Source organism: Gordonia pseudamarae (assembly GCF_025273675.1).
In the GTDB taxonomy this organism is placed as follows: domain Bacteria; phylum Actinomycetota; class Actinomycetes; order Mycobacteriales; family Mycobacteriaceae; genus Gordonia; species Gordonia pseudamarae.
Window position 1 is genome coordinate 2,436,380 of record NZ_CP045809.1, and the last position, 24,470, is coordinate 2,460,849.

Annotated in this window: 24 protein-coding genes; 12 read left to right on the forward strand and 12 right to left on the reverse strand. The window is 69.1% G+C overall.

The window, feature by feature from the left end; genetic code table 11:
* Nucleotides 1-152 precede the first annotated feature (152 nt).
* The 3 genes from GII31_RS10800 to GII31_RS10810 all read left to right on the forward strand — a co-directional run bounded on the left by GII31_RS10800 (nt 153) and on the right by GII31_RS10810 (nt 2,452).
* A protein-coding gene (locus GII31_RS10800; protein WP_407649855.1) for an IS3 family transposase occupies nt 153-1,591 on the forward strand; the annotation gives its coding sequence in 2 pieces (ribosomal slippage) (nt 153-525 and nt 525-1,591; 1,440 coding nt in all).
* Nucleotides 1,592-1,651: 60 nt separating this feature from the next.
* Complete coding sequence (locus GII31_RS10805) at nt 1,652-1,900, forward strand: hypothetical protein (RefSeq protein ID WP_213249389.1); 249 nt, start codon at nt 1,652-1,654, stop codon at nt 1,898-1,900.
* Between the two features lie 207 nt (nt 1,901-2,107).
* Nucleotides 2,108-2,452 carry an RNA polymerase-binding protein RbpA gene (locus GII31_RS10810; RefSeq protein ID WP_213249397.1) on the forward strand — a complete coding sequence of 115 codons (345 nt, stop codon included), beginning with the start codon at nt 2,108-2,110 and terminating at the stop codon, nt 2,450-2,452.
* Between the two features lie 161 nt (nt 2,453-2,613).
* On the opposite strand, the gene GII31_RS10815 is transcribed toward GII31_RS10810, so the two are convergent.
* The 5 genes from GII31_RS10815 to cobN all read right to left on the reverse strand — a co-directional run bounded on the left by GII31_RS10815 (nt 2,614) and on the right by cobN (nt 11,218).
* Nucleotides 2,614-3,435, reverse strand: coding sequence for a polyprenol monophosphomannose synthase (locus GII31_RS10815; RefSeq protein WP_213249399.1), 822 nt, complete (start codon nt 3,433-3,435; stop codon nt 2,614-2,616).
* On the reverse strand, nt 3,419-5,050 hold the full coding sequence (lnt, locus tag GII31_RS10820) for an apolipoprotein N-acyltransferase (protein ID WP_213250160.1): 1,632 nt from the start codon (nt 5,048-5,050) through the stop codon (nt 3,419-3,421). The genes GII31_RS10815 and lnt overlap by 17 nt, the downstream gene beginning before the upstream one ends.
* 116 nt (nt 5,051-5,166) lie before the next feature.
* Entirely contained in the window at nt 5,167-6,795 is a 1,629-nt protein-coding gene (locus tag GII31_RS10825) for an amidohydrolase (RefSeq protein ID WP_213249401.1), read from the reverse strand.
* A gap of 95 nt (nt 6,796-6,890) precedes the next feature.
* Nucleotides 6,891-7,421: an FxsA family protein gene (locus GII31_RS10830; RefSeq protein WP_213249403.1), complete on the reverse strand. Its 531-nt coding sequence runs from the start codon at nt 7,419-7,421 to the stop codon at nt 6,891-6,893.
* A 143-nt stretch (nt 7,422-7,564) separates the two neighbouring features.
* Nucleotides 7,565-11,218, reverse strand: a complete 3,654-nt coding sequence (gene cobN, locus GII31_RS10835) for a cobaltochelatase subunit CobN (protein ID WP_213249405.1) — start codon at nt 11,216-11,218, stop codon at nt 7,565-7,567.
* A 256-nt stretch (nt 11,219-11,474) separates the two neighbouring features.
* Here cobN and GII31_RS10840 point away from each other — a divergent pair, with 256 nt between their 5' ends.
* The 5 genes from GII31_RS10840 (at nt 11,475) to GII31_RS10860 (ending at nt 15,514) form a co-directional block, all read left to right on the forward strand.
* On the forward strand, nt 11,475-11,732 hold the full coding sequence (locus GII31_RS10840; protein WP_213249407.1) for a hypothetical protein: 258 nt from the start codon (nt 11,475-11,477) through the stop codon (nt 11,730-11,732).
* Complete coding sequence (locus GII31_RS10845; RefSeq protein WP_213249409.1) at nt 11,729-12,115, forward strand: type II toxin-antitoxin system VapC family toxin; 387 nt, start codon at nt 11,729-11,731, stop codon at nt 12,113-12,115. Before GII31_RS10840 ends, GII31_RS10845 begins: the two co-directional genes overlap by 4 nt.
* A gap of 47 nt (nt 12,116-12,162) precedes the next feature.
* Nucleotides 12,163-13,308: a precorrin-3B synthase gene (locus GII31_RS10850; RefSeq protein ID WP_213249411.1), complete on the forward strand. Its 1,146-nt coding sequence runs from the start codon at nt 12,163-12,165 to the stop codon at nt 13,306-13,308.
* A 64-nt stretch (nt 13,309-13,372) separates the two neighbouring features.
* Complete coding sequence (locus tag GII31_RS10855) at nt 13,373-13,999, forward strand: precorrin-8X methylmutase (protein ID WP_213249413.1); 627 nt, start codon at nt 13,373-13,375, stop codon at nt 13,997-13,999.
* A 3-nt stretch (nt 14,000-14,002) separates the two neighbouring features.
* Entirely contained in the window at nt 14,003-15,514 is a 1,512-nt protein-coding gene (locus tag GII31_RS10860; protein WP_260840430.1) for a precorrin-2 C(20)-methyltransferase, read from the forward strand.
* Between the two features lie 3 nt (nt 15,515-15,517).
* Here GII31_RS10860 and GII31_RS10865 read toward each other — a convergent pair whose 3' ends face one another.
* From GII31_RS10865 to GII31_RS10885, 5 genes are all read right to left on the reverse strand, one after another.
* Complete coding sequence (locus GII31_RS10865; protein WP_260840431.1) at nt 15,518-16,333, reverse strand: DsbA family protein; 816 nt, start codon at nt 16,331-16,333, stop codon at nt 15,518-15,520.
* 63 nt (nt 16,334-16,396) lie between these two features.
* Nucleotides 16,397-17,176, reverse strand: coding sequence for a cobalt-precorrin-6A reductase (locus tag GII31_RS10870; protein WP_213249417.1), 780 nt, complete (start codon nt 17,174-17,176; stop codon nt 16,397-16,399).
* On the reverse strand, nt 17,173-17,940 hold the full coding sequence (cobM, locus tag GII31_RS10875; protein ID WP_213249419.1) for a precorrin-4 C(11)-methyltransferase: 768 nt from the start codon (nt 17,938-17,940) through the stop codon (nt 17,173-17,175). The genes GII31_RS10870 and cobM overlap by 4 nt, the downstream gene beginning before the upstream one ends.
* The gene (cbiE, locus tag GII31_RS10880; RefSeq protein WP_213249421.1) at nt 17,937-19,157 is read right to left on the reverse strand and encodes a precorrin-6y C5,15-methyltransferase (decarboxylating) subunit CbiE; all 1,221 of its coding nucleotides are present in this window, start codon (nt 19,155-19,157) and stop codon (nt 17,937-17,939) included. The genes cobM and cbiE overlap by 4 nt, the downstream gene beginning before the upstream one ends.
* Nucleotides 19,154-19,915, reverse strand: a complete 762-nt coding sequence (locus tag GII31_RS10885; RefSeq protein ID WP_213249423.1) for an SDR family NAD(P)-dependent oxidoreductase — start codon at nt 19,913-19,915, stop codon at nt 19,154-19,156. Before GII31_RS10885 ends, cbiE begins: the two co-directional genes overlap by 4 nt.
* 69 nt (nt 19,916-19,984) lie before the next feature.
* Here GII31_RS10885 and GII31_RS10890 point away from each other — a divergent pair, with 69 nt between their 5' ends.
* Both GII31_RS10890 and GII31_RS10895 read left to right on the forward strand, forming a co-directional pair.
* Nucleotides 19,985-20,386 carry a pyridoxamine 5'-phosphate oxidase family protein gene (locus GII31_RS10890; RefSeq protein ID WP_213249425.1) on the forward strand — a complete coding sequence of 134 codons (402 nt, stop codon included), beginning with the start codon at nt 19,985-19,987 and terminating at the stop codon, nt 20,384-20,386.
* A gap of 137 nt (nt 20,387-20,523) precedes the next feature.
* A complete protein-coding gene (locus tag GII31_RS10895; RefSeq protein WP_213249427.1) occupies nt 20,524-21,096 on the forward strand; it encodes a metallophosphoesterase in 573 nt (190 codons plus the stop codon).
* Nucleotides 21,097-21,160: 64 nt separating this feature from the next.
* Here the strand turns inward: GII31_RS10895 and GII31_RS10900 are convergent, their stop codons facing one another.
* Nucleotides 21,161-21,928: a ferritin family protein gene (locus GII31_RS10900; protein ID WP_213249429.1), complete on the reverse strand. Its 768-nt coding sequence runs from the start codon at nt 21,926-21,928 to the stop codon at nt 21,161-21,163.
* A gap of 77 nt (nt 21,929-22,005) precedes the next feature.
* Between GII31_RS10900 and GII31_RS10905 the strand changes: the two genes are divergently transcribed.
* Nucleotides 22,006-22,170: a PIN domain-containing protein gene (locus tag GII31_RS10905; protein WP_213249431.1), complete on the forward strand. Its 165-nt coding sequence runs from the start codon at nt 22,006-22,008 to the stop codon at nt 22,168-22,170.
* A 71-nt stretch (nt 22,171-22,241) separates the two neighbouring features.
* Here GII31_RS10905 and GII31_RS10910 read toward each other — a convergent pair whose 3' ends face one another.
* The gene (locus tag GII31_RS10910; protein WP_260840432.1) at nt 22,242-23,348 is read right to left on the reverse strand and encodes a M24 family metallopeptidase; all 1,107 of its coding nucleotides are present in this window, start codon (nt 23,346-23,348) and stop codon (nt 22,242-22,244) included.
* Nucleotides 23,349-23,507: 159 nt separating this feature from the next.
* Between GII31_RS10910 and GII31_RS10915 the strand changes: the two genes are divergently transcribed.
* On the forward strand, nt 23,508-24,452 hold the full coding sequence (locus tag GII31_RS10915; RefSeq protein WP_260840502.1) for a 5'-3' exonuclease: 945 nt from the start codon (nt 23,508-23,510) through the stop codon (nt 24,450-24,452).
* The last annotated feature ends 18 nt before the right edge of the window (nt 24,453-24,470 follow it).

Genomic DNA, 24,470 nt, shown 5'->3' on the forward strand with positions numbered 1-24,470 from the left:
AGCCGTCCGGCTCACTGCCAAAAGTGTTCTTCACTATAATGATCGGTGATGCCATATCACCGGACCGCGCGGCCCCCTGCGTGTCAGGGTGAGTTGAGTCCAGCGGTTCAGAGCAAACCCGCCTGCAGGGCGAGATACGGATCAACCCCACGATGACAATTTCCAGCCTGGCCGTGGCCGGGGACAATGCCTGCATGGATTCCTCGCATCCGCGTTCTGACGGTCCGCGCCGACGCCGCACGTTCACCCCGGCGGACAAACTCGCCCACCTGGCCGCATATGAACAGGCCTGTGAGCGCGGCGAGGGCGGCGCCTACCTGCGTACCGAGGGCCTGTACTCGTCGCTGATCAGCGAATGGCGCAAACAACGCGACGCCGGTGTCCTCGACGGCAAACCCGCTGGGGTGAAGATCGGCAAGCTCACCGCCGAGCAGGTCGAGATCGCCCGACTCAAACGCGAACTCGACAGGACCGGCAAGCGGTTGGCCACCACCGAGGCGGCTCTGGAGATCATGGGAAAAGCGCACGCGCTCTTGGAACAGATCTCCGAGAGCGCGGACACCGACGAGCCGCGCAAGAAGCACTGATGGCCACCCATCACGACCTGACCGAGGCCGGCGTGAGCACCCGGGCAGCCACCTCGCTGACGGCGGTGACGCGATCTACCGCCGCCCGCAGCAGGGCGCGCAGGCAGTGGCCGGCACCGGCCGCGAGGAAGGTGCCCGTGAACAAGCTCACCGACGCCGAACGCGCCCGCGTGTTGACGATGTTGAACTGTGACCGGTTCGTCGACCAGGCCCCGCTCGAGGTGTATGCGCAGCTGCTCGACGAGGGCATCTACCTGTGTTCGGTATCGACGATGTACCGGATCCTGCGGGAGAACAAACAGGTCACCGAGCGGCGCCGGCAGGCCCGACACCCCACCCGCACCTGCCCGGAGCTGGTCGCGACCGGGCCCCGGCAGGTCTATACCTGGGACATCACGAAGCTGCCCGGGCCGGTCAAGGGCGTCTACTACGACGCCTACGTGATGGTCGACATCTACTCCCGCTACATTGTCGGCGCCCACGTACAAACCCGCGAATCAGCAGTACTCGCAGTGGAATTCATGACCGACGTCTTCAGGGTTCATGGCACACCAACGGTGGTGCACGCCGACCGGGGAACATCGATGACCAGCAAACCGGTCGCAGCGCTGCTCGCGGACCTCGAGGTGACCCGGTCACATTCGCGACCGAAGGTGTCCAACGACAACCCGTACTCCGAATCACTGTTCAAGACCCTCAAGTACGGGCCCACGTTCCCGCAAAGGTTCGGATCCATCCACCACGCCCGGGACTTCCTCGACACGTTCGTGACCTGGTACAACCACGAACACCGGCACACCGGCATCGGCCTGCACACCCCGGCCGACGTCCACTTCGGCCTCGCCACCGACAAAGCAACGCAGCGAACTGGTGTGCTGACCGCGGCCCGTTTGGCCCACCCCGAACGATTCACGCCCGCAGACCCGACACCGAAGATCCTGAACCTGCCGGCCAGCGCCTGGATCAACAAGCCCGACACCACGACCGATCACGCCGCCGCGTAACACCCACTGGACTCAATCACCTTGACAAGTTCCGGCCCGGCACACTCTCCAAGGAGCACCATGACTCAGATTGAGACTTCCCAGGCGCCGGACCCCACAGTCGACAGCCACGTGCGTGTCACCCTCGACGACGGCCAGGTGGTCACCGGGGTGATCGTCGAGGACTTCGGTGAACTGATTCCCGCAGACGGCACGATCGAGGCACCCATCGACGCCGAGCTCGGCATCGCCCGCCTGCGCCGGTTCGTCATCACGACCGACCGCGGCGTGGTGTTCGGCGACGTCGACACCGTCGAGGTCATCGACTGAGGCGATACCGGGAACTTTCCGGGCTGCACGGTCGTTGACCTGATCGGGCGGTGTCCGGTGCCTTTGCGCAACACCACGCCCGCATATCGGTGCGCGTCCCGTTTTGCGGTGCGCGTTCGGTGCGCGCGATGCGCGTATCATTGTCGGGGAATCTGAGCCCGGGGCCTGTTCGTGCCCGGGGTTTGTGAGCAGTGAGAGGAACACCATATGGCTGATCGAGTACTTCGCGGTAGCCGCCTCGGTGCGGTGAGCTACGAGACCGATCGCGACCACGATCTTGCGCCGCGGCGGATTGTGCAGTACCGCACCGACAACGGCGAGATCTTCGACGTCCCCTTCGCCGACGATGCCGAGGTGCCGTCCAAGTGGCCCTGCAAGAACGGAATGGAAGGCACCATCCTCGAGGGCGCCGAGCCCGACGAGAAGAAGGTCAAGCCGCCGCGCACCCACTGGGACATGCTCCTGGAGCGTCGCTCCGAAGAAGACCTGCAGGTGCTGCTCAACGAGCGTCTGGAACTGCTCAAGCAGCGCCGCCGAGGCGTGCTGAGCTGACATACGCGGCGGTCCGGGCGCACTCGGCACGATCCCGGGTACCGCTCGACCGCAACCATCCCGAGCCGAGAATGCCGGTGACCATCGTGGTCACCGGCATTTTTTGTCGTTTCCGAACCGAGTACCGCCTGGTGGAGGTCGGCTCCCCCGGCGGCACGCCATCACCCGCGCCCGCGCAACTTGGCCAGACGGCTGGCCGCGCCCCAGCGCGCCACCATCAGGAACGCCTCGGTCATCACCCCGCCGTCCATCTTCGACTCGCCCACCTCACGTTCGGTGAAGGTGATGGGTACCTCCCGGACATCGAAGTCGGCCTGCACCGTGCGCCAGGCCAGGTCGATCTGAAAGCAGTAGCCGGCGGATTCGACCGTGTCGAGGCTGATCCGGTCGAGCACCTCGCGGCGATAGGCGCGAAAGCCCGCCGTGATGTCGTGGATGTGCGCGCCGAGCGCGAGCCGTGCGTATGTGTTCGCCCCGCGCGAGAGCCATTCGCGTCGTTTGGGCCAGTTCACCAGACGGCCACCCGGCACATATCGGGACCCGATCACCAGGTCGGCCCCGGAATTGATGGCCACCAACAGCGACCCGAGCTGCTCGGGCGCGTGTGATCCGTCCGCGTCCATTTCGATGATGACCGCGTATGTGCGTGCCAGGCCCCATTCGAATCCGGCCAGATAGGCCTTGCCGAGGCCGTCCTTGGCCGTCCGGTGCAGCACGTGCATCCGTGCGTCGGTGTCGTCGGCCGCGAGGCGATCGGCAAGCTGTCCGGTGCCGTCCGGACTCGAATCGTCGACAACCAGGACATGGATCCCCGGCAGTGACTCGTTGAGCCGGCCGATGATGCCCGGCAGGTTGTCGCGTTCGTTGTAAGTCGGGATGACCACCAGGGCGCCCGTGCCGTCAGCGGCAACCACCTCCGAACGCCGGCCGCCCGTGTCGGGGCGGTGGCCGGCGCCTGCGGTTGCGCTATCTGGCGATTCCATCGATCTCCTCGGGAGTGGGGTCGGCCCCGTCATCACGGCGGCGTCCGGTGCCCATCGTTCGGATGGGAAACCTTGCCGAAAATCTAGTATGTCCGGCGATCGCAAACAAAAATGCCGCAACCGCAATTACGATAGCGACCGTCTGGGGCAGTGACCCGAGTCTGGTCGCGATGGTGGTGTCCGACCGCAAGGCCAGGTGTGAGGTGAGGGTTTGCGGGGTGAAGAACTCGGACTCGGATTCGATCATGCCGTCGGCGCCGATGATCGCGCTCACGCCGCTGGTGGCCGCCACCACCACCGACCGCCCGTGCTCCACGGCCCGTACCTGAGACATCGCCAACTGTTGGTAGGTCATGTTGGTGCGGCCGAAGGTGGCGTTGTTGGTGGGGACGAACAGGAACTCGGCACCGTCGTCGACGGCCTGACGCGCCGACCTGTCGAAGGCGATCTCCCAGCAGGTGGAGATACCGACGCGAACGGATCGGGTACGGGTGGGCACGTCGACGGTCGCCGGACCGGTACCGGCGCGGAAATTGCCGGCCATGTCGGCGTACGAGGAGAACATCCGGAAAAACGACCGCCACGGCAGGTATTCACCGAAAGGCTGGATGATGTGTTTGTCGTAGCGGTCCACCGGGCCCCGCTCCTGATCCCACACCAGCACCGTGTTGGTGGGCCGGCTGTCGGGGTCGCGGATGAGGGTGCCCACCAGGATCGGGGCGTCCACGGCCTGCGATGCCGCGGTGATCTCGTCGGCTGCGTCAGCGTTGGTCAGTGGGGAGATGTCGGAGGCGTTTTCCGGCCACAGCACCAGGTCCGGGGCCGCGGCGGTGCCGGCGTAGACCTCGGCGGCGTACCGCTGCGTCTGGTTCACATGATTGTCGAGCACTGCCCGGCGCTGGGCGTTGAAGTCCAAGCCCAGCCTGGGCACGTTGCCCTGGATCGCCGCGACGTTCACGGTCGAGGACGAGACGGTGCGGTCGACGGTGTCGGGGGTGACCAGGATCGCCGACAGCGGGCCGGCAAGGGTGAGGACGGCGGCCACCGCGGCCCGGGTCACGGTGTCCGAACGGCGTCCCTCCGGCCGGTCGCCGGTATCGGCCGACGACATGTCCGTGCGACCACGTCCGCGCACAGATTCGGTGATGATCAGCAGGCACCACGCCCCGGCCGACCCGAACAGTGCCACCGCGGCGGACAGGCCCGGGGCGCCGAGGATCGACGCCAACGGCAGCAGCGGGCCGTCGACCTGACTGAACGCGGTTCGTCCCCACGGAAAGCCGCCGAACGGGAATGCCGAGCGTACCGCCTCGACCAGGACCCATGCGAGGCTGAACCAGACCGGCGCCACCGGCAACCGCATCGTCACCGTCGCGATCACCCCGAACAACGCCAGATATCCGGCCATCACGGTGGCCAGTGCGAGCCACGGCAGCGGACCGACGTATTCACCGATCCAGGGCAGCAGCGGTACGAAGAAGCCGAGACCGAACGCGAATCCCAGCCATGCCCCGGTCCGTGCGCGTGGACCACCGACCACGAGCAGGGCGTACAGCGCGCCGAGCGAGATCACGGCCAGATACCAGGAGGCGTGCGGGGGGAACGCGAAGTACATGCCGACGCCGGCGAGCACGGCGAGCACCGTGCGCACCGCCCAGATCCGGCGATCGGCCGGGGACCACCGCCCAAACCGTTCCAACGGCCGGCGGAGGGCGGCCGGGACCGGGCCGCTCAACCGGCCGCCTCCGCCGAGTACACCGGTGCCCCGTCGCGGAAGGTCTGCACGCAGCGCGGCAGCGCGGCCTCCGGCGATACGTCGGGCAGTGCGGGGACCCGCGCCCGCGGATCGGTGGACCAACGCTGCACACCCGCGTGGGAGCCGACGACCACCAGTTCGTCGGCCTCCCAGACCGCGAAGTGGGCGGGTGCGCCGGGGGCGAGTGTGCCGGTGAGTCCGTCGTTGACGCCTCCGGCCCGCCAGCCTCCGCGGGTGGCGGCGGCGAACGCGGCCCGCGCCGAGATCGCGTTGCGGGGCTGATGGTGATGGACGGCCGCCCTGACGGTGGCCCACGGGTCGATGCCGGTGACCGGTGTGTCGGAGGAGAACGCGAGTGCCACGCCGGCCTTGGCGAGGCCGCCGAAGTCGTTGAGCCCCGCGGCCCGATCGACACCGAGACGCTGCTCGTACAGCCGGCCGGGTCCGCCCCAGGCCGCGTCGAACTGTGGTTGCATGCTCGCGACCACTCCGCAGCGCGCGAGGATCTCCATGTCGGGGGCGGAGACCATCTCGGCGTGTTCGAGACGGTGGGCGCAGCGCGCGGTCGCGGGTGTGCCCAGTTCGGCGGCCACCTCGGCGAAGGCCCCGGCGACCGATGCCGCGGCGGCGTCCCCGATGACATGGAAGCCGGCCTGGATGCCTGCCACGGTGCAGGCCGCGATGTGCCGGCCGATGGTGTCGTGATCGAGGTAGGCGATACCGGTGGTGTCCGGGGCGTCGGTGTAGGGCCGCGACAGCCATGCGGTGTGCGATCCGAGGGCGCCGTCGACGAACAGGTCGCCGCCGAGCGCGTCGGCGTTGAGCGTGCCCAGGAGCGCGCGGGCCTCGTCGGCGGCGGCGACCGCCTGCCCCCAATACCTGCGGACCGCCACCGGATGGTCGAGGTCGGCGATCGCGAGGAAGTCGGCGGTGCCGCTGATATCGGGGCCGCCGTTCTCGTGGACGGCGACCACCCCGACCGATGCCGCATGATCGAGCGCCCGCAGCTGGGCGCGGCGGCGCTGGTCGGCGTTCAGCAGACCGCGTGCCGCACCGCGCACCAGGTGGTGGGCTTCGGCCACGAGCGGTTCGGCCGGATGGAATCCGCCGGCATCGGCCAGCCCCGGAATCCGGGCGCGCAGTGCCGACGAGGCGAGCGCCGAATGTTCATCGACCCTGGCCAGGTATACGGGCCGATCGCCGACGACCGCGTCGATCTCGGCCGTGGTGGGACATCGTCCCTCACCGGCGACCGAGTCGTCCCACGCCGAGTCGTCCCAGCCGGTTCCCCAGATCAGGTCGCCGGGCGCGGACGCGGTATGGGCGGCGGCCAGCAGGGCAAGGCAGTCGCTGCGGCCCGCCGCCGACGTCAGGGTGAGCCCGGTCAGCGCCAGGCCCGTGGAGGTCAGGTGCACATGTGAGTCGACGAACGCCGGTGCCACGAATCTGCCGTCCAGGCCGATGATCCGTGCCCCCGGATGCAGCGCACGACCGACGTCGTCGCTGCCCACCCACACGACGATGCCGTCGGTGACGGCGAGTGCGGTCGCGTCGGGTGCTGCCGGTGAATACACCGCGCCACCCACATACAAATCTGTAGCCACGATCGTTCAGTCTGCCCGACCGCTGTCGAGGGGGCCATTTGCCCTGGCGGGCATCGACGGGCCGGGACGTCGGGACTGCCGCGACAGGCCGTCGATCACACCCCGCCGCGCGGCAGGCCCGTGGCCCCGTTCTGGTGCCGGTGCCCGGTTGCCGGCTCGTCGGTGTACACCACGTCCCCGTCGAGCACGACACCGTCGATCACCTGGCCGCCGCGGGTGCCGTCGGCGGCGAAGAACCCCACCGAGTACAGCCCCAACCGGTCCATGGTGGCGGCAAAGCGCCGGGTGCCGTAGGCGGTGACCGCGGGCCGGGCCGCCTTGCGTACGGGCGGGGCCAGCAGGATCATGCCGAGCACCGTCGATACCACACCGGGCACCACAAGCAGCGCCGCGGCCAGGGCCGTCAGACCGGTGTCGGCCATCGCGGGCAGCGGATCGACCTCGTTGCGGGATGCGCGCCGCAGCTCGCCGACGAGCTTTCGGCCGTGGCCGCGCAACACGACCAGACCGAGGGTGAACACGGTCAGGCCGATCACCACGGCCCAACCGAATCCGAGCAGGCCGATCGCCAGAGCGAAGGCGCCGATCTCCACTGCCGCATATCCGAGTACTATCGCAAGACGCATGAGACTGGACCCGTCCTCTCCGTGGGTGCTGTTCGGTCGGTCCGGATGCACCCCGTCGAACCGTTCAACGTGTGAGGTTCCGGTTTTTCTCCCGGGCCGCCGGTGAGGTCGGTCGCGGCCCCGCCGCCACTGCGCGGTGGCGGCTATTGCGCGGTGTCGCGTCCTTCGATGTCGCCCTCGGCCTGGACGTAGATGCGCCGCAGTTCGGCCAGCATATCGGCGGGCGGCTCATGCCACATCTCCCGCTGCGCCGCCTCCAGCAGACGTTCGGCGATACCGTGCAGCGCCCATGGATTGGACTGGCGCATGAACTCCTGGTTGGCCGCGTCGAGCACGTACGACTCGGTGAGCTTCTCGTACATCCAGTCGGCGACGACATCGGTGGTGGCGTCGTAGCCGAACAGGTAGTCGACGGTGGCGGCCATCTCGAACGCACCTTTGTAGCCGTGCCGCTGCATCGCCGCGATCCAGCGCGGGTTGACCACCCGGGCCCGGAACACCCTGCTGGTCTCCTCGGAGAGGGTGCGGGTGCGCACGGCGTCGGGGCGGGTGGAGTCACCGATGTAGGCCTCGGGATCCTTGCCGGTGAGCGCGCGGACCGTGGCGACCATACCGCCGTGGAACTGGAAGTAGTCGTCGGAGTCGGCGATATCGTGTTCGCGGGTGTCGGTGTTCTTGGCGGCCACCGCGATCCGGCGATAGGCCGCGCGCATGTCGTCGACGGCGGGCACACCGTCCAGGTCACGGCCGTAGGCGTAGCCACCCCACTCGGTGTAGACGCGGGCCAGGTCCTCGTCGCTGCGCCACTGACGGGAGTCGATGAGCTGAAGCAGACCGGCGCCGTAGGTGCCGGGTTTGGACCCGAACACCCGTGTCGATGCCCGCCGGCGGTCGCCGTGTTCGGTGAGCGAGGCCCGCACGTGAGCGGCGACGAAGTTCTGCTCGTCGGGTTCGTCGGCGCCCGCGGCGAGGGTGACGGCGTCGTCGAGCATGGCGACCACGTGCGGGAACGCGTCGCGGAAGAAGCCGGAGATGCGGACGGTGACGTCGATGCGTGGCCGGCCGAGCTCCTGCGGGTCGATCAGTTCCAGGCTCGATACTCGCCGGGACATCTCGTCCCACACCGGCATCACCCCGAGCAGCGCCAGCACCTCGGCGATGTCGTCGCCGGAGGTTCGCATCGCGCTGGTCCCCCACACCGACAGACCCACCGACCGCGGGTACTCGCCGTGGTCGGCGAGGTAGCGCTCGAGCAGCGAGTCGGCCATCGCCCGGCCCGTCTCCCAGGCCAGCCGCGACGGCACCGCCTTGGGGTCCACGGAATAGAAGTTGCGGCCCGTCGGCAGCACATTGATCAGGCCGCGCAGCGGGGAGCCGCTCGGCCCGGCCGGGATGAAACCACCGTCGAGGGCGTGTAGTACCCGGTCGATCTCGACGGAGGTCTGCCGCAGCCGGGGCACCACCTCGGTGGCGGCGAAGGTGAGGATGTCGGCGACGGCTTCCGGATGGCCGTGCGCCGCCTCGGCCACCGCTTCGGCCGACCAGTCCCTCGTGGCGCAGGCGGTGACCAGGCCGCGGGCGATGCTCTCGAACTCGTCGACGTCGGCGCGGGCGGCGGACCCGTCCTCGGTGAGGCCGAGCGCCTCGCGCAGGCCGGGCAGCGCCGAGGTGCCGCCCCACAACTGGCGGGCACGCAGCATCGCCAGCACCAGGTCGGTTTCGGTGTCGGCATCGGGTGCCTGCCCGAGCACGTGCAGGCCGTCGCGGATCTGGACGTCCTTGATCTCGCACAGCCATCCGTCCACATGCAGCAGCATGTCGTCGAAGACCTCTTCGTCGGGCCGTTCGGCCAGGCCCAGGTCGTGGTCCATCTTGGCGGCGGTGAGCAGCGTCCAGATCTGCTGGCGGATCGCGGGCAGCTTGGCCGGGTCGAGCGTGGAGACGTTGGAGTGTTCGTCCAGGAGCTGCTCGAGGCGGGCGATGTCGCCGTATGATTCGGCGCGCGCCATCGGTGGGATCAGGTGATCGACCAGGACGGCGTGGGCGCGGCGTTTGGCCTGGGTGCCCTCACCGGGGTCGTTGACCAGGAACGGGTAGATCAGGGGCAGATCACCGAGTGCGGCGTCGGTGCCGCAGTCCGACGACATTCCGAGGGTTTTGCCCGGCAGCCATTCGAGGTTGCCGTGCTTGCCCACATGGACGATGGCGTCAGCACCGAAACCCTTGTCGCCGAAGTTGTCTCCGCTGAATCCGGCGACCCACCGGTATACGGCGAGGTAGTGGTGCGAGGGCGGCAGATCGGGGTCGTGGTAGATGGCGACCGGGTTCTCGCCGAAACCGCGCGGCGGCTGCACCAGGATCGCGATGTTTCCGAATGTCATTGCGGCAACGACGATATCGCCGTCTGGGTTGACCGATCGGTCTACGAACAGCTCACCCGGCGCAGGTCCCCAATGCTTCTCGACGTTCTCGCGCAGTGGGGCGGGCAGAGTGGCGAACCAGTCGCGGTAGTCGGCGGCGGAGACCCGAATCGGGTTGGCGGCCAGTGCTTCCTCGGTGAGCCAGTCCGAATCCTGTCCGCCTTTGTCGATGATCGCGTGGATCAGCGCGTCCGAGTCGTCGTCGGCCAGGCCCGGTATCTGGCCCTCGGCGCCGATGTCGTAGCCCGACTCCCCCATCGCCGAGAGCAGCCGCAGCAGACTGCGCGGGGTGTCCAGGCCCACGGCGTTGCCGATGCGGGCGTGTTTGGTGGGGTATGCCGACAGCATGATCGCCACCTTGCGGTCGGCGGCGGTGGTCTTGCGCAGCCGGGCATGGGCCGTGGCGATCCCGGCGACGCGGGCACAGCGTTCGTGGTCGGGCTGGTACCAGGGCAGGCCGTTCTCGTCGAACTCCTTGAACGAGAACGGGACGGTGATGATGCGGCCGTCGAATTCGGGTACCGCCACCTGGGTGGCCACATCCAGCGGCGACAGGCCGTCGTCGCCGGCGGCCCAGTCCTCGCGTGAACCGGTCAGGCACAGGCCCTGCAGGATCGGGATGTCGAGGGCGGCGAGCCGTTCGATGTTCCATGACTCGTCGTCGCCGCCGGCCGACACTGCCGCCGGGGTGGACCCGCCCGCGGCGAGCACGGTGACGACGAGGGTGTCGGTGGTGCCGAGCAGTTCGATCAGCTCGTCGGGGGCGGTGCGCAGGGAGGCGCAGTAGATGGGCAGCGCACGGGCGCCCTTGGCCTCGATCGCGGAGCACAGCGCGTCTACATAGCGGGTATTGCCGGCCAGGTGCTGGGCCCGGTAGTAGAGCACGCCGATGGTCGGCGTCCCTGCGGGTGTGTCGGCGGTAGGGGCGAGCGGAGCGACGGGAGATGTCACCGTGCGGTCGAGTACACCCCAGCCGGGCGTCTGCTGCGGCGGTTCGAATCCGTGGCCCGTCAGCAGCACGGTGTCGGACAGGAAGTTGTGCAGGTTGGTGAGATTCTCCACGCCGCCCGCAGCCAAGTAATTGTGTGCCTCGGCCGCCACCCCGGCCGGCACCGTCGATACCGCCATCAGGTCGGGGTCGGGTTGCTGTTCACCGGAGAGCACCACCAGCGGCTTGCCGAGCGCGGTCGCGGCGGCCAGTCCGTCCTCCCACGCACGCACCCCACCGAGGATGCGGATCACCACCAGGTCGGCGCCGTCGGCGAGTTCGGTGACATCGTCGACGAGGATGCGGGAAGGGTTGGCCACCCGATATGCGGCACCTGAGGCCGAGGCGGTGATGAGGTCGGTGTCGGAGGTCGACAGCAGCAGGATCATGGCTCTCCTCACCGGGAAACGCGCCCGGGGTAGTCGGTCGTGGCGGGACGAGCGGCAGGTCTGGCTTCGGTGCCCCGAGCACCGTTACAGTGACGCGACCGCGCCGGATTCACACCGGCTTCAGCTGCTCGCACGTCACAGCGTAGTCACGCCGGGATACGCCGGGCGCCGTCGGGTCCGGTCGAACGATACGCACGCAACCGGCCCGATCCGAGCCGGGTGTACCACCCTTTTATCCGGTGGTACACTGGCATCCATGCCGACCACCCTCAAGCGCATTCAGATCTCGGAGACCGCGTCCGTGACTCGGGCGCTGGAGACGGCTGCTCAGGAGTGGCCCGATGTGCCGCGGTCGGAGCTGATCTCCCGGCTGATCGTCGCGGGAGCCACGACGCTCGCCGCAACCCGCGACGCCCGGCAAGCCGATCGGCGACGGGCGTTGCTGCAAGTCCGGGGCAGCATCGCCTACCCGGACGGCTACCTCGGCGATCTCCGCGAGGACTGGCCCGAGTGATCGTGGTGGACACATGTGTGCTGATCGCCCATTTCGGCGTCGACCATCCCCATGCCGAACGTGCCCTCAACATTCTCGATACCGAGGAGACACTCGGGGTGCATCCACTGTCGCTGGCCGAACTGCTCGTTCACCCGGCACGCACCGGACACGAACAGGTGATGCTGTCACAGTTGGTGAGGCTCGGCATTGAGCAGCTGACCCCGACTGCCGATGAGCCCGTGGCGTTGGCCCGGCTGCGGGTCGACACCGGCCTGAAGATGCCGGACTGCTGCGTACTCGCGGCGGCCGAGTTCGCTTCGGCCGATCTGGCCACCTTTGATCGGCGGCTCGCCGAGGTCGCGACCGGTCGTGGCGTGACCGTCCGCACCGGATCGGACTGACCGTTCCCGACGAGTGGTTGCGGCCGTAGCGGCTCTACTCTGGACCTGTGCCCGACACTCATCGCGACCGATCCGATCGCTGCCCCGGCGTCCACGCGACGCATACGGCGGCCGATGGCGCGTTGGCCCGTATCCGGCTGCCGGGTGGCCGGGTGCGCCCGCCGCAACTTGAGGCGTTGGCGACGGCCACCGAGGAGTTCGGCGACGGATATCTGGAGCTCACCGCGCGCGGAAATGTGCAGATCCGCGGCGTCGAGGACGGTGTCGGGTTGGCCGAGCTGATGACCGCCGCGGGTTTGGCGGCGGCGGCAACCAACGATCGGGCGCGCAACATCGCATTGTCACCGTTGACCGGACGGATCGGCGGGGTTGCCGATGTCGGGGATGTTTGCGCCGAACTCGACGCGATCGTCGGCTCCGACGCCATGCTGACGGGCCTGTCGGGACGTTTCCTGTTCGGTATCGATGACGGCCGTTGCGACGTGATTGCCCGCCACCCCGATATCGCCGTGCTGGCCCGCTCCGCCGACACGGTGGACGTGCTGCTCGGCGACCAGCCGCTGGGTTCGGCGCCGACGACCGATGCAGCGGCGGCGTTGGCCGCACTCGCGCGGGACAAGGTCGACGTGGCGCCGCAACCCTGGCGGATCGGTGACCTGACCGATGTCGAACGCGAGGAGATCATCATCCGCGCACGCGATCGGTTGGCACCGCCGGTCGGGCCGATCACGCAGGTCGCTCCGTCGCCGTCCCCCATCGTCGGCTGGTTCGACCAGGACGACGGCGCGGTGCTGCTCGGCGCCGTCGTCGAGTTGGCGCGGGTTCCCGCTCAACTGCTGCACTTCCTGGCCGCAGTGAACAAACCGGTCATCGTCACCGGCGACCGCGAGATTCTCCTGTGCGATCTCGACGAGGCGGTCGCCGAAACCGTGGTGCGGGTCCTGGCCCCGATGGGCCTGACCTTCGACGCGTCGTCGCCGTGGGCATCGGTCACCTGTTGCGTGGGCTCACCCGGTTGCGGACGCGCCCACGCCCCGGTCCGCGACGACTTGCTGGCCCGGGTCGACGGCGGGCCGGTGACCGGACGCGAACACTGGTCGGGGTGCGAACGCGGGTGCGGCGCACCCACGGGCGCCCACCTGCTCGTCGAGGCCCACCCCGACGGCTATCGCCGTGCCCATGTCCACGGATGAACCAGGTCCACGGATGTACCCCACGCCCACGGACGCACCCGGCGCATTTACGCTGTGAGTCACCATGAGTGACTATCTGCGCGACGGTGCCGCCATCTACCGTCAGTCCTTCGCCATCATCCGAGCCGAAGCGGACCTGTCCGCCTTCGCGCCCGACGTCGCGAACGTGGTGGTGCGAATGATCCACGGCTGCGGGCAGGTGGATCTGGCCGGCGATGTGGTGGCCACACCCGGTGTGGTGGCCGCAGCCCGTACCGCGCTGGCGGCCGGTGCCCCGATCCTGTGTGATGCGAACATGGTGGCCTCCGGGGTCACCCGGCGTCGGCTCCCCGCGGACAACGACGTGCTGTGTTTTCTCGGTGAACCGGGCCTGCCCGAGCTGGCCGAACGGATGGGAACCACCAGAACTGCTGCGGCACTGGAGTATTGGAAGCCACTGCTGGCCGGGTCGGTGGTGGCGATCGGCAATGCGCCCACCGCCCTGTTCGCCTTGCTCGAGCTGATCGACGCCGGAGCCGACCGGCCCGCCGCGATCGTCGGCGCCCCGGTCGGATTCGTGGGTGCGGCAGAATCGTGCGATGCGCTGGCCGCCCGCACCGACCTGGAGTTTCTCACCGTACGCGGACGGCGTGGCGGTTCGGCGATCGTCGCGTCCGCGCTCAACGCGCTGGCCTCGACATCGGAGGTATGAGCGATGAGCGGAAACGGCAAACTGTGGGGCGTCGGACTGGGCCCCGGCGACAGTGAGCTCGTGACGATCAAGGCCGCGCGACTGATCGGTGCGGCGCCGGTGATCGCGTACCACTGTGCGCGGCACGGCAACAGCATCGCCCGTTCGGTGGCCGAGCCGTATCTGCGTGCGGGGCAGATCGAGGAACGGCTGATGTATCCGGTGACCACCGAGACCACCGATCATCCGCGCGGATACGCCGGGGCGCTGGCCGACTTCTACACCGAGTCCGCCCAGCGGCTCGCCGAACACCTGCGCGCCGGTCGGGATGTAGTGCTGCTGGCCGAGGGCGATCCGCTGTTCTTCAGCTCCTACATGCATATGCACAAACGTCTGGCCACCGATTTCGCCGCCGAGATCATCCCCGGCGTGACGTCGGTGAGCGCGGCGTCGGCGGCGATGGCCATCCCACTGGTGGAGGGTGAGGAAACGCTCACCGTCATCCCCGGCACCCTCTCGCAGGTGGACCTGACCGCCCGGTTCCGCAGCGCCGACGCGTTCGCGGTGATGAAACTCGGCCGCACGTTCACCACCGTCCGAGCCTCGCTGGAGGAATCCGGCCGGCTGGAGGAGGCCTGGTATGTGGAGCGGGCCTCGACGGCGTCGCAGCGGGTGCTGCCGGCCGCCGATGTGGACCCGGCCCAGGTGCCGTACTTCTCGATGATCGTGGTGCCCGGCGGACGCAACAATCCGGCCGCCCCGGCCGCCGGCGCGTCGGGTGAGGTGGTTGTCGTCGGTCTGGGGCCCGGCCGGGACACCTGGACGACGCCGGAGGTGCGCGCCGAACTGGCCGCCGCCACCGACTTCGTCGGCTACACCACCTACCTCAAACGGCTGACGCCGCGCCCCGGGCAGCGGATCCACGCCAGCGATAACCGGGTCGAGTCCGAACGCGCCGAGTTCGCGCTGGCGCTGGCGCATCGAGGTGCGCGGGTCGTGGTGGTGTCCTCGGGCGATCCGGGCGTGTTCGCGATGGCCACCGCCGTCGCCGAGGTCGCCTCCGAACCGGCCTGGCAGGACGTGCCGGTGCGGGTTGTGCCGGGGGTCACCGCGGCCACCGCCGTGGCCGCCGCGGTCGGGGCTCCGCTCGGCCACGACTTCGCGGTGATCTCGCTGTCGGATCGGCTCAAGCCGTGGGAGGTGATCTGCGAACGCATCCGGCACGCGCTGGCCGCCGACCTGGTCATCGCCATCTACAACCCCGGTTCGGCGAGCCGCTCCTGGCAGGTCCCGGCGCTCAAGGAACTGCTGCTGGAATCGGTATCCCCCGAGCGGGTGCTCGTGCTCGGCCGTGATGTTGGTGGGCCCGAGCAGTCGTTGCACACCACCACCGTCGGCGGTTTGGACCCGGCCGTGGTGGATATGCGGACGCTGATCGTGGTCGGTTCCTCGGCGACGACGGCGGTGTCGAGGGCGGGCGGCGACCTGGTGTTCACCCCGCGCCGCCACACTCCCGCACCCGGGCCGACGGTCTGAGAGTTATCCGCCGGCCTGCTCGACGGCGCTGATCAGCGCCTCGGGGGTGCTCAGTTCGACGGTGCGGCCGTTGATCGTGACGGTGGGGGTGCCGGTGATCCCGGCCAGCGCGTCCTGGGTTCCGGCGCGCACCCACGCGCCGTAGGTGTTGGCGGTGATGCAGTCCCGGACATCGGTCGATCCGGCGTCGAGGGCGAGTTCGGCCAAGGTGGCGTCGTCGTGGCCGGCTCCGCCCTCGGCGGGCTGCCGATCGTACAGCATCGTGTGATAGCGCAGCCACGTCGACCAATCGCCACCGGTCGCGGTCGCCTCGGCCACACAGGCCGAGGCGTTGGTGGCCCGCGACGAGTACCGGTTGCTGGATGCGCCGTCGAGGAACGAGATCATCCGGTACTCGACGATCACATCGGGATCGGCGCGCAGCGTCACCACCGCGTCGCCGAAGATCGCCTCGAACTGTTTGCACGCCGGGCACTGCAGATCCTCGAACAGCGTCACCACGACCCGGTTGTCCACGTCGCCCGGGCTGGGCGGCGAGGTCCGCAAACCGTAGCCGGTGGCCACCGACGGTGCCCCTTCGGCCCGTGCGGCTGCCGACGGGACAGCGGTGGCAGCGCTCGGCCGTCCGTCGACGCGGGTCACCATCGGGTACGCCAGCGCACCGGCCACCACGACGAGCACGAGCGCCGCCGCCAGGGCCAACCCGATCGCACGTGCCGACGACGACGGCCGGGGCGTCGGCCGCTGACCGTACGGATCACCCGGGAACGGCGGGTACTGGGCGGGATACGGGGGTGGCATGTTCTGTGGCGCGCTCATCACCGCTCAACCTACCGGGCGGCGCCGGGTACGTCTGCACGCGTCAAACCGGACCCGTAGTCGTTACCGCACTACCTCGGCGCACCAGGTGAATGCGTCGGCGGCAGTGTCGACGACGGTCTCGATCGGGGGTTCGGCCGGCCTGTCCACCATCACGACGTCGATCCCCAGTGGCCCGGCGACGTCGAGTTTGGCGCGGGTGAGGGCTCCCCCGCTGTTCTTGGTGACGAGCACGTCGATCCGGTTCTCGGTGAGCAGGTGCCGCTCGGAATCGGCGTCGTAGGGACCGCGGGACCGCAGGATCTGGTGGTGTGGCGGCAGTGGACCGGTGGGCGCGTCGACAACGCGGATCAGGAACGATGCGGTGTCGATTCCGGCGAACGCCGAGGCGTCCTGGCGGCCGGTGGTGAGCAGGACCCGCCTGCGCCCGGCGTGCGTGAGCCGGGAAACGCAGTGGGCAGCTGCGTCGATCGTGGCGACCCGATGCCAGCGGTCCCCGCCGGGGAAATCGGCCGGATCCCAGGTGGGTCGGCGCAGGCGCAGCAACGCAACCCCGGCCCGGCCGGTCGCCTCGGCGGCATGACCGGTGATGGTGGCGGCGAACGGATGGGTGGCATCGACGACGGCGCGGACGCCGTTCTCGCGCAACCAGTCGGTCAACCCCCTCACTCCGTCGCCGCCGGCGTACTGCCCGAAACCGCCGATGCGCACCGCACCCACCGGCAGGCGTGGTTGCGCGACCCGGCCGGCGAGGGAGGTGATGACCTCGATGCCCGCGTGGTGAAGCAGTGCGGCCAGTTCGCGGCCCTCGCCGGTGCCTCCCAGGATCAGGATCGCGTTCACGGATGGTTCCGCAGTTTGGTCATGCGCGCCGCCGAGTACAGGTAACTGTCGGTGATGGTGTCGACCCCTTGGGGTTCGAGCACCCGCCCGACGAAGATCACGGCGGTTTTCGTGATGGATTCGGCCGCGAGCGCGGCGGGCAGCTCGGCCAGCGGGCACCGCACGATCTGTTGGTCGGAGCGGCTCGCGAACGCGACGGTGGCAGTCGGGCAGTCCGCACCGTAGTGCGGGGCCAGGGCCGCGACGATGTCGTGGGTACGGTGCGCGGCCAGATGCAGGGCGAGAGTGACACCGGCGGCGGCCAGCTCGGGCAGCGTCTCACCGGCCGGCATGTCCGTCGACAGCGTCGACACCCGGGTGATCAGCACACTCTGACCCACCCCCGGCACCGTCAGCTCGGACCCGAGCGCGGCGGCCGCGGCCGCGAACGCCGGGACGCCGGGCACGATCTCGGAGGCGATGCCGCGTTCGGCGAGCAGACGCCGCTGCTCGGTCATCGCCGAATACAGCGACAGATCGCCCGAGTGCAGCCGGGCCACGTCGTGACCGGCGCCGTCGGCGGCCGCGATCACGTCGATGATCGCCGCGAGCGGCATCCGCGCGGTGTCGACGAACTCGGCACCGTCGGGACACAGCGCCAGCATTTCTTGCGGCACAAGCGAACCCGCGTACACACAGGTGTGGCATCGGCCGAGTGCGCGCGCCCCGCGCACGGTGATCAGATCGGCCGCGCCGGGTCCGGCTCCGATGAAGTAGACGGTCACCGCTGCTCCTGACTCTTGTTTGCCGCCCATTGCACGATCGGCAGGGCCGGGCGCCATGTGGTCAGCGACCCCAACGGCCCGGCCGTTTCGACACTGAACCGGCGCAAGGTGCCGCCGTACCGGCCGGCGGCCGAGGCAAGCAGGTTCTGTGACTCGATGGCCACACCGTTGGCGACCAGCCGGCCGCCGGGCGCCAACGCCGCCCAGCACTGCTCCAGCACCTGTTCGGACAGGCCGCCGCCGATGAACACCGCGTCGGGGGTGCCGTGCGCGGCCAGCGCCTCCGGTGCCCTGCCGGCGATCCGCAGACGTCCGGCGACCCCGTGCCGCACGGCATTGCGTCCGAGACGTTCGGCCCGTCCCCCATCGGCCTCGAAGGCGACGGCCCGGCCGTCGGTGTCCGCGCGCAACCATTCGATGGCGATGCTGCCCGACCCGCCGCCCACATCCCACAGCAGTTGGGTACCGCCGGGCCGCAACGCGCACACGGTGAGCGCTCGGACCGGTTCCTTGGTGAGCTGGCCGTCGTTCTCGTACATGTCGTCGGGCAGGCCCGGCGCCGCGCAGATGCGGGGACCGTGGCAGTCGACCGCGACGATGTTGAGCGGATCCACGTCGCCGGGGCCGGCGGTCTCGGGCATGGCATCGTAAATCCGCTCGGCCGGACCCCCGAGACGTTCCAGGACCCGCACCCGCGAGCCACTGAAACCGTTGTCCCGCAGAATGTTCAGCACCTGGTACGGGGTGTTCGCATCGCGGCTGAGTACCAGGACGCGGCGGCCGTCGGACAGGTGCCCGGCGACGGTCTCCGGCGGTCCGGTGACGGCGCTGACGATGCGGGTGCCGGCCAGGTCCCAACCCAGGCGTGCGCACGCCAGCGACGCGCTCGACACCTGCGGCAGCATGGTGACACGTTCGGCGCCGACCTCGCGCACGATCGACGCGCCCACGCCGTGGAACATGGGGTCGCCGCTGGCCAACACGTGCACCAGCGGCGCGGGTGGGGCGCGCAGAACCTCGGCCAGGTGCTGCGACATCGGTGACCGCCACGGATACAGCCGGGTTCGCCCATGGTCGACGGAGTCGCTGATCAGGTCCAGCTGCCTGGGTGACCCATACACGACCGCGGCCGTCGACAGAGTGTCCCGGGCGGCGCCGGTCAGTCCGGTCCAGCCGTCCTCCCCGATACCGACGACGACGAATCGCGGTGCCGTCACCGGGGCAGCCTCCGCCAGATGACACGCGGCAGCAGGCGCATACCGATGAACATCGGCCGCATCGCCCACGGAGTCCACACCTCACCCCGCCCGCGCCGGTACGCCCGTACCACCGAGTCGGCGACGGCGTCGGCGGTGACCGACAGCGGCGCCGGCTTTGTACCCGCCGCCATCAGATCCCGGGTCATCGCACCGATCACAAAACCGGAACGAACCAACAGGAGACGAACCCCGCTGCCGTGCAAGGCATCCGAAAGGCCACTGGCGAAGCCGTCCAGGCCGGCCTTGGTGGAGCCGTACACATAGTTGGCGCGCCGCACCCTGATCCCGGCGACCGACGAGAACACGACGATAGTGCCCGAACCCTGCGCCCGCAGCACGTTCGCGAGCGGGGTGAGCACACTGATCTGTGCCACATAGTCGGTGTGCGCGATCTGCAGTGCGTGCTCGACGTCGGTTTCGGCGCGCTGCTGGTCGCCGAGGATTCCGAACGCCACGACCGCGACCTCAACCGGGCCGTGGTCGGCGACCAGCCGCCCGACCAGCTCGGTGTGCGAGGCGGTGTCGTCAGCGTCGAAGGCCACCTGGACCACCCGCGTGGCGCCGGCGGCTTCCAGACGTGCCCGTTCGTCGGTGAGCTCGTCGTGACGTCGTGCGGCGAGTACCACGGTTCGGCCGGCTGCGAGGCGTTCGGCCACGGCCACCCCGATCTCGCTGCGCCCGCCGAACACGATGACCGAGCCCGGACTATCTGCCATGGCGACCAGTATTCCATCCGACGATCCTCGTACCCGATCGCCCACGACGAGGACACTAGGCTGAGGCGCATGACCCGAACCCCCGACGCACTCAACGACGCAGCCCACGAGTTTCTCACCGAGCGGCACTTGGCGACGCTGGCCACCACGCGCGCCGACGGTACTCCGCATGTCGTCGCCGTCGGATTCACTTACGACCGGGACACCCGGATCGCGCGCGTGATCACCGTCGACGGCAGTCAGAAGGTCCGCAACGTCGAACGCGGCGGGTACGCGGCACTGACTCATGTGGACGGTCCGCGTTGGCTGACACTGGAGGGTGCGGCGTCGGTGAGCCGCGAACCCGCCCGGGTCACCGACGCCGAGGACCGCTACGCCAAGCGCTACCGGAAGCCCAAGGCGAATCCGCGGCGGGTGGTGATCGAGGTGGCGGTGTCACGGGTGTTGGGGTCGACGACGCTCCTGGCCTGAGGTGTTCGCGCACCTCTCGTCGTCTTCGGGTCAGCTCAACCGGGTCCGGGAATCGGCACGGCAGGTGGGCTCGCGATGCCACCACCCTCCTGCCACACTTGTCGAATGCGCGCAACGCCGATCCCTGCAGGAGTGACATGACCGTCCACTTCACCGCCGACCTGCACCTGGCGCATCCGAAACTCGCCGCTCTGCGCGGTTTCGACACCGTGGCCGCACACGATGCGGCGATCATGGTCGCGCTCCACCGACTTGACCCTGATACGGACACGCTGTGGGTGCTCGGGGACATCTGCTCCGGCGGCGTCGCAAGCATGAACAGTGCCCTCGAACAATTGGCGCCATTGCGTGTCCCGCTGCATCTGGTGACCGGCAACCACGACCCGGTGAACCCGATGTATCGCAATGCCCAGCGCCACTTCGCCGCCTATACACGCGTGTTCGCGTCGGTCCAGCAGATGGCTCGGACAAAGGTGGGCGAGCACGGCGTTGTGCTGAGCCACTTTCCGTACCGCAGTACTCCGGATCGATACGGCCGCGACCAGTTCGACCAGTATCAGCTGCCCGACCTCGGCATGTGGCTGATCCACGGCCACACCCATGCGGCCCAGCGGCGTTCGGGCAAGCGGTCGATCTGTGTCAGTCTGGAGGCATGGTCGCTGCGACCGGCGTCCGAGCCCGACCTGATCGCGGAGATGACGAAGCGCTGAAAAGGCGGTGACCACAGGCAAGCGAGCCGGTCGGTACGAGAGCCGGGGCCGGCGCACCGGAACATCAACCGCTACGACGTCGGCCACGGCGGACCGCCGCGGCATCCGGCAACCGCGACTGCCAGCGTCGAGTGTGGCGCGCGGTGGTGAACACATCATCGACGACGCCGGCGAACAGTCGAGCAGTGTCGCCGACGAACCGTCGACGCGACACGCCTACCTCCCGCAATGCCGGACCGTGATCGAGTGCGACAACCAGGGTCACCACCAATGCCATTGCCCGCCAAACATACTCGACGATCCATCGAACCCCGGCCGCGGAATCCCCGAATCCGGCGCGGAGCCGGTCGACCTGAAACGGCACGTGCCGATGCTCGTCGTCGAGAATGCGTTGTGCAACATCGGTCAGCAGTGCGTCGTCGCCGTCGGCGAGCGCGCGGTAGTAGCGGAGCGCGATGACCTCGGCGATCGCCAGCACCATCACTTCCAGGCGCAGACCGAGCGCGCGTCGCAGCCGCACGAACACCGTGTCCGACCAGTGGCGCTTCACGGTGCCGTACCCGCCTGCCCGCAGCAGTTCGGCCAGCATGCGGGCGTGATTCTGTTCCTCGGCGACGAACAACAGCACGGCATCGGCGTAGTCGGCGTCACCGCTCGCCGCGGCCTTCGCGATCAAATGCCGCCCGTCGCCGCTCTCCCCGACCTGGAACCGTTGCAGGCTACGCGCGACACCCGGGGTAAGCCGGCTGCCGCCCGCCCAGTCAGGTTCGGCCTGCTGCACGCGACTACTCGCCGCGTCCCGAAAGTCGGCAAGCCACTGCGAGGAATCCATCACGCCAGCCTAAGGACTGCGGCGACTGGTCGCTGGCGTCCGGCCTGCTCTCCAGCTATGGGCTGAAGGTGGAGCCGGTGAGCCGAGCCGACGGCGACATCGCCGCCGACCTGTGGTGCCGAGGCGACGGTCTGTCGCTCGGCGACCGGCTCTGCCTCGCGCTCGGGCACCGACGTGCTCTGCCCGTACTCACCGCTGACCGAGCGTGGGGCGGCCGCGACGGCGTCGAGAAACTTCGGTAGCCCTGGCGTCCCGAGGCGTTGGGCGAGGTCAGATGGCGACCGCATGCGCCGATTCGGCACATGACGTGTGATTACAGCGTCACCAGGCCGTGCGGCCGTGTGTTCACCGGTTCGCACCCGTCGTCGGTGATGACGACGATGTCTTCGATCCGAGCGCCCCACCGGCCAGGAAAATACACGCCGGGTTCTACGCTGAACGCCATTCCCGGCCGCAATGTGATGGTGTTGCCGCCGACGATGTACGGCTCTTCGTGCACCGACAATCCGATGCCGTGGCCGGTGCGGTGAATGAACCGGTCACCGAGACCGTGCTCGACGAGGATGTCGCGTGCGGCGGCGTCGACGCTTTCGGCGCTCACCCCCGGCCGTGCCGCCTCGACCGCGGCGCGCTGGGCCCGCTCGAGCACCGCATAGGCGTCGGAGATGTCGGCGGGTGGTTCGGTGAAGCAGTAGGTGCGGGTGGAGTCGGAGTTGTAGCCCGGTTCCACCGGTCCACCGATGTCGATGACGACGATGTCGCCGCGCTCGATGATCCGGTCGGAGAACTCGTGGTGCGGGTCGGCGCCGTTCGGTCCCGACCCGACGATGATGAACTCGGCGCCGGTATGTCCTTCGGCGACGATCGCCTCCCGGATGTCGTCGGCCACCTCCTGCTCGGTGCGGCCCGGTGTGAGCCACTCACCCATCCGGGCGTGTACCCGGTCGATCGCCGCGCCCGCCGCACGCAGCGCCTTGATCTCGGCCGGGTCCTTGATCATCCGCAACTCCCGCAGCACCGTCGTCGCCAGCTCCGGGGTGCGTCCGGTGCGCTCGGCGAGCGGGATCACGTGCAGGGCGGGCATCGTGTCCGACACCGCGATCCGCGAACCAGGCAGCGCCTCGAGAGCGAGCGTATACGGGTCTTGACCGTCCACCCAGTCCGCGATCTCGATGCCCAGCTCACTCACGGCCGATTCGGCCAGGGATGCCAATTCCAGCCGGGCCACCACCAGACGCGGCGTGCCCGACTGCGGAATGATCAGGGCGGTGAGCCGCTCGAAGGTGTCCGCGCGAGAACCGATCAGATACCGCAGATCCGGGCCGGTGGACACCACGATCCCGTCCATGCCCGCCTCGCCGGTCCGGGCGGCCGCGCGGGCCAGTCGTTCGCGGTATACGTCGGCGGAAAAGCGCTGCATGTGTCACAAGGTTAGCGGTAGCACTTCGGGCGTGCCCCTCGGCCGGCGCGGTAGAGGGCGTGGCTCATATTCCGACGGTATGACGCGAGGTCATGTCCTCGATCGTGGGCTCACGATCGGTGCTGGACGTGACAGACTGACCGGGTGGCTGGATCAGTGATGCTTCTCGACGGCGCAAGCCTGTGGTTCCGTTCGTTCTACGCTCTGCCGGAGAAGATGACGGCGCCTGATGGGCGGCCGGTGAACGCGGTGCGGGGTTTCATCGACACCATCGCATCGCTGGTCACGCGGGAGCAGCCGACGCGGCTGGTGGTGTGCCTGGACCTGGATTGGCGGCCGGCGTTCCGGACCGATCTGATTCCGTCGTACAAGGCGCACCGCGTTGCCGAGTCGGCCGATGATGCCGCGGGCACCGACATCGAGGAGGTGCCCGATACGTTGACCCCGCAGGTCACGATGATCCTCGACGTGCTCGCCGCCGCCGGGATCGCGACCTCCGGCGCCGACGGCTGCGAGGCCGACGACGTGATCGGCACCCTGGCCTTCGCCGAGGCCGTCGACCCGGTAATCGTGGTCAGCGGTGACCGAGACCTGCTGCAGGTGGTGGCGGAGGATCCGGTGCCGGTGCGGGTGCTGTACGTCGGACGCGGGCTGGCCAAGGCGGAGATGATGGGACCGGCCGAGGTAGCCGAGAAGTACGGGGTGCCCGAGGCGCGCGCCGGGGTCGCGTACGCCGAGATGTCGATGCTGCGCGGCGACCCGTCGGACGGGTTGCCGGGTGTACCGGGCATCGGAGAGAAGACCGCGGCCACATTGATCACCTCCTTCGGCACTCTCGACGCCCTTGAACAGGCCGCCCTGCAGGGAGATTCGTCGGTACCCACGCGTAGCCGCAACGCCCTGGCCGCGGCGACCGACTATCTGTCGGCGGCGCGGACGGTGGTGGCGGTTCGCACCGATGCCGCCACCACCGGTTCACTCGACACCGATGTCCTGCCGACAGAACCGGCTGATCCCGGACGACTCGCCGAACTCGGCGCCGAACTGGGTATCGGTGCATCACTCGGCAGGTTGTCCAAGGCGCTGGGCTGGCCCGGAAACTGACCGACACCGCGGCCGTAT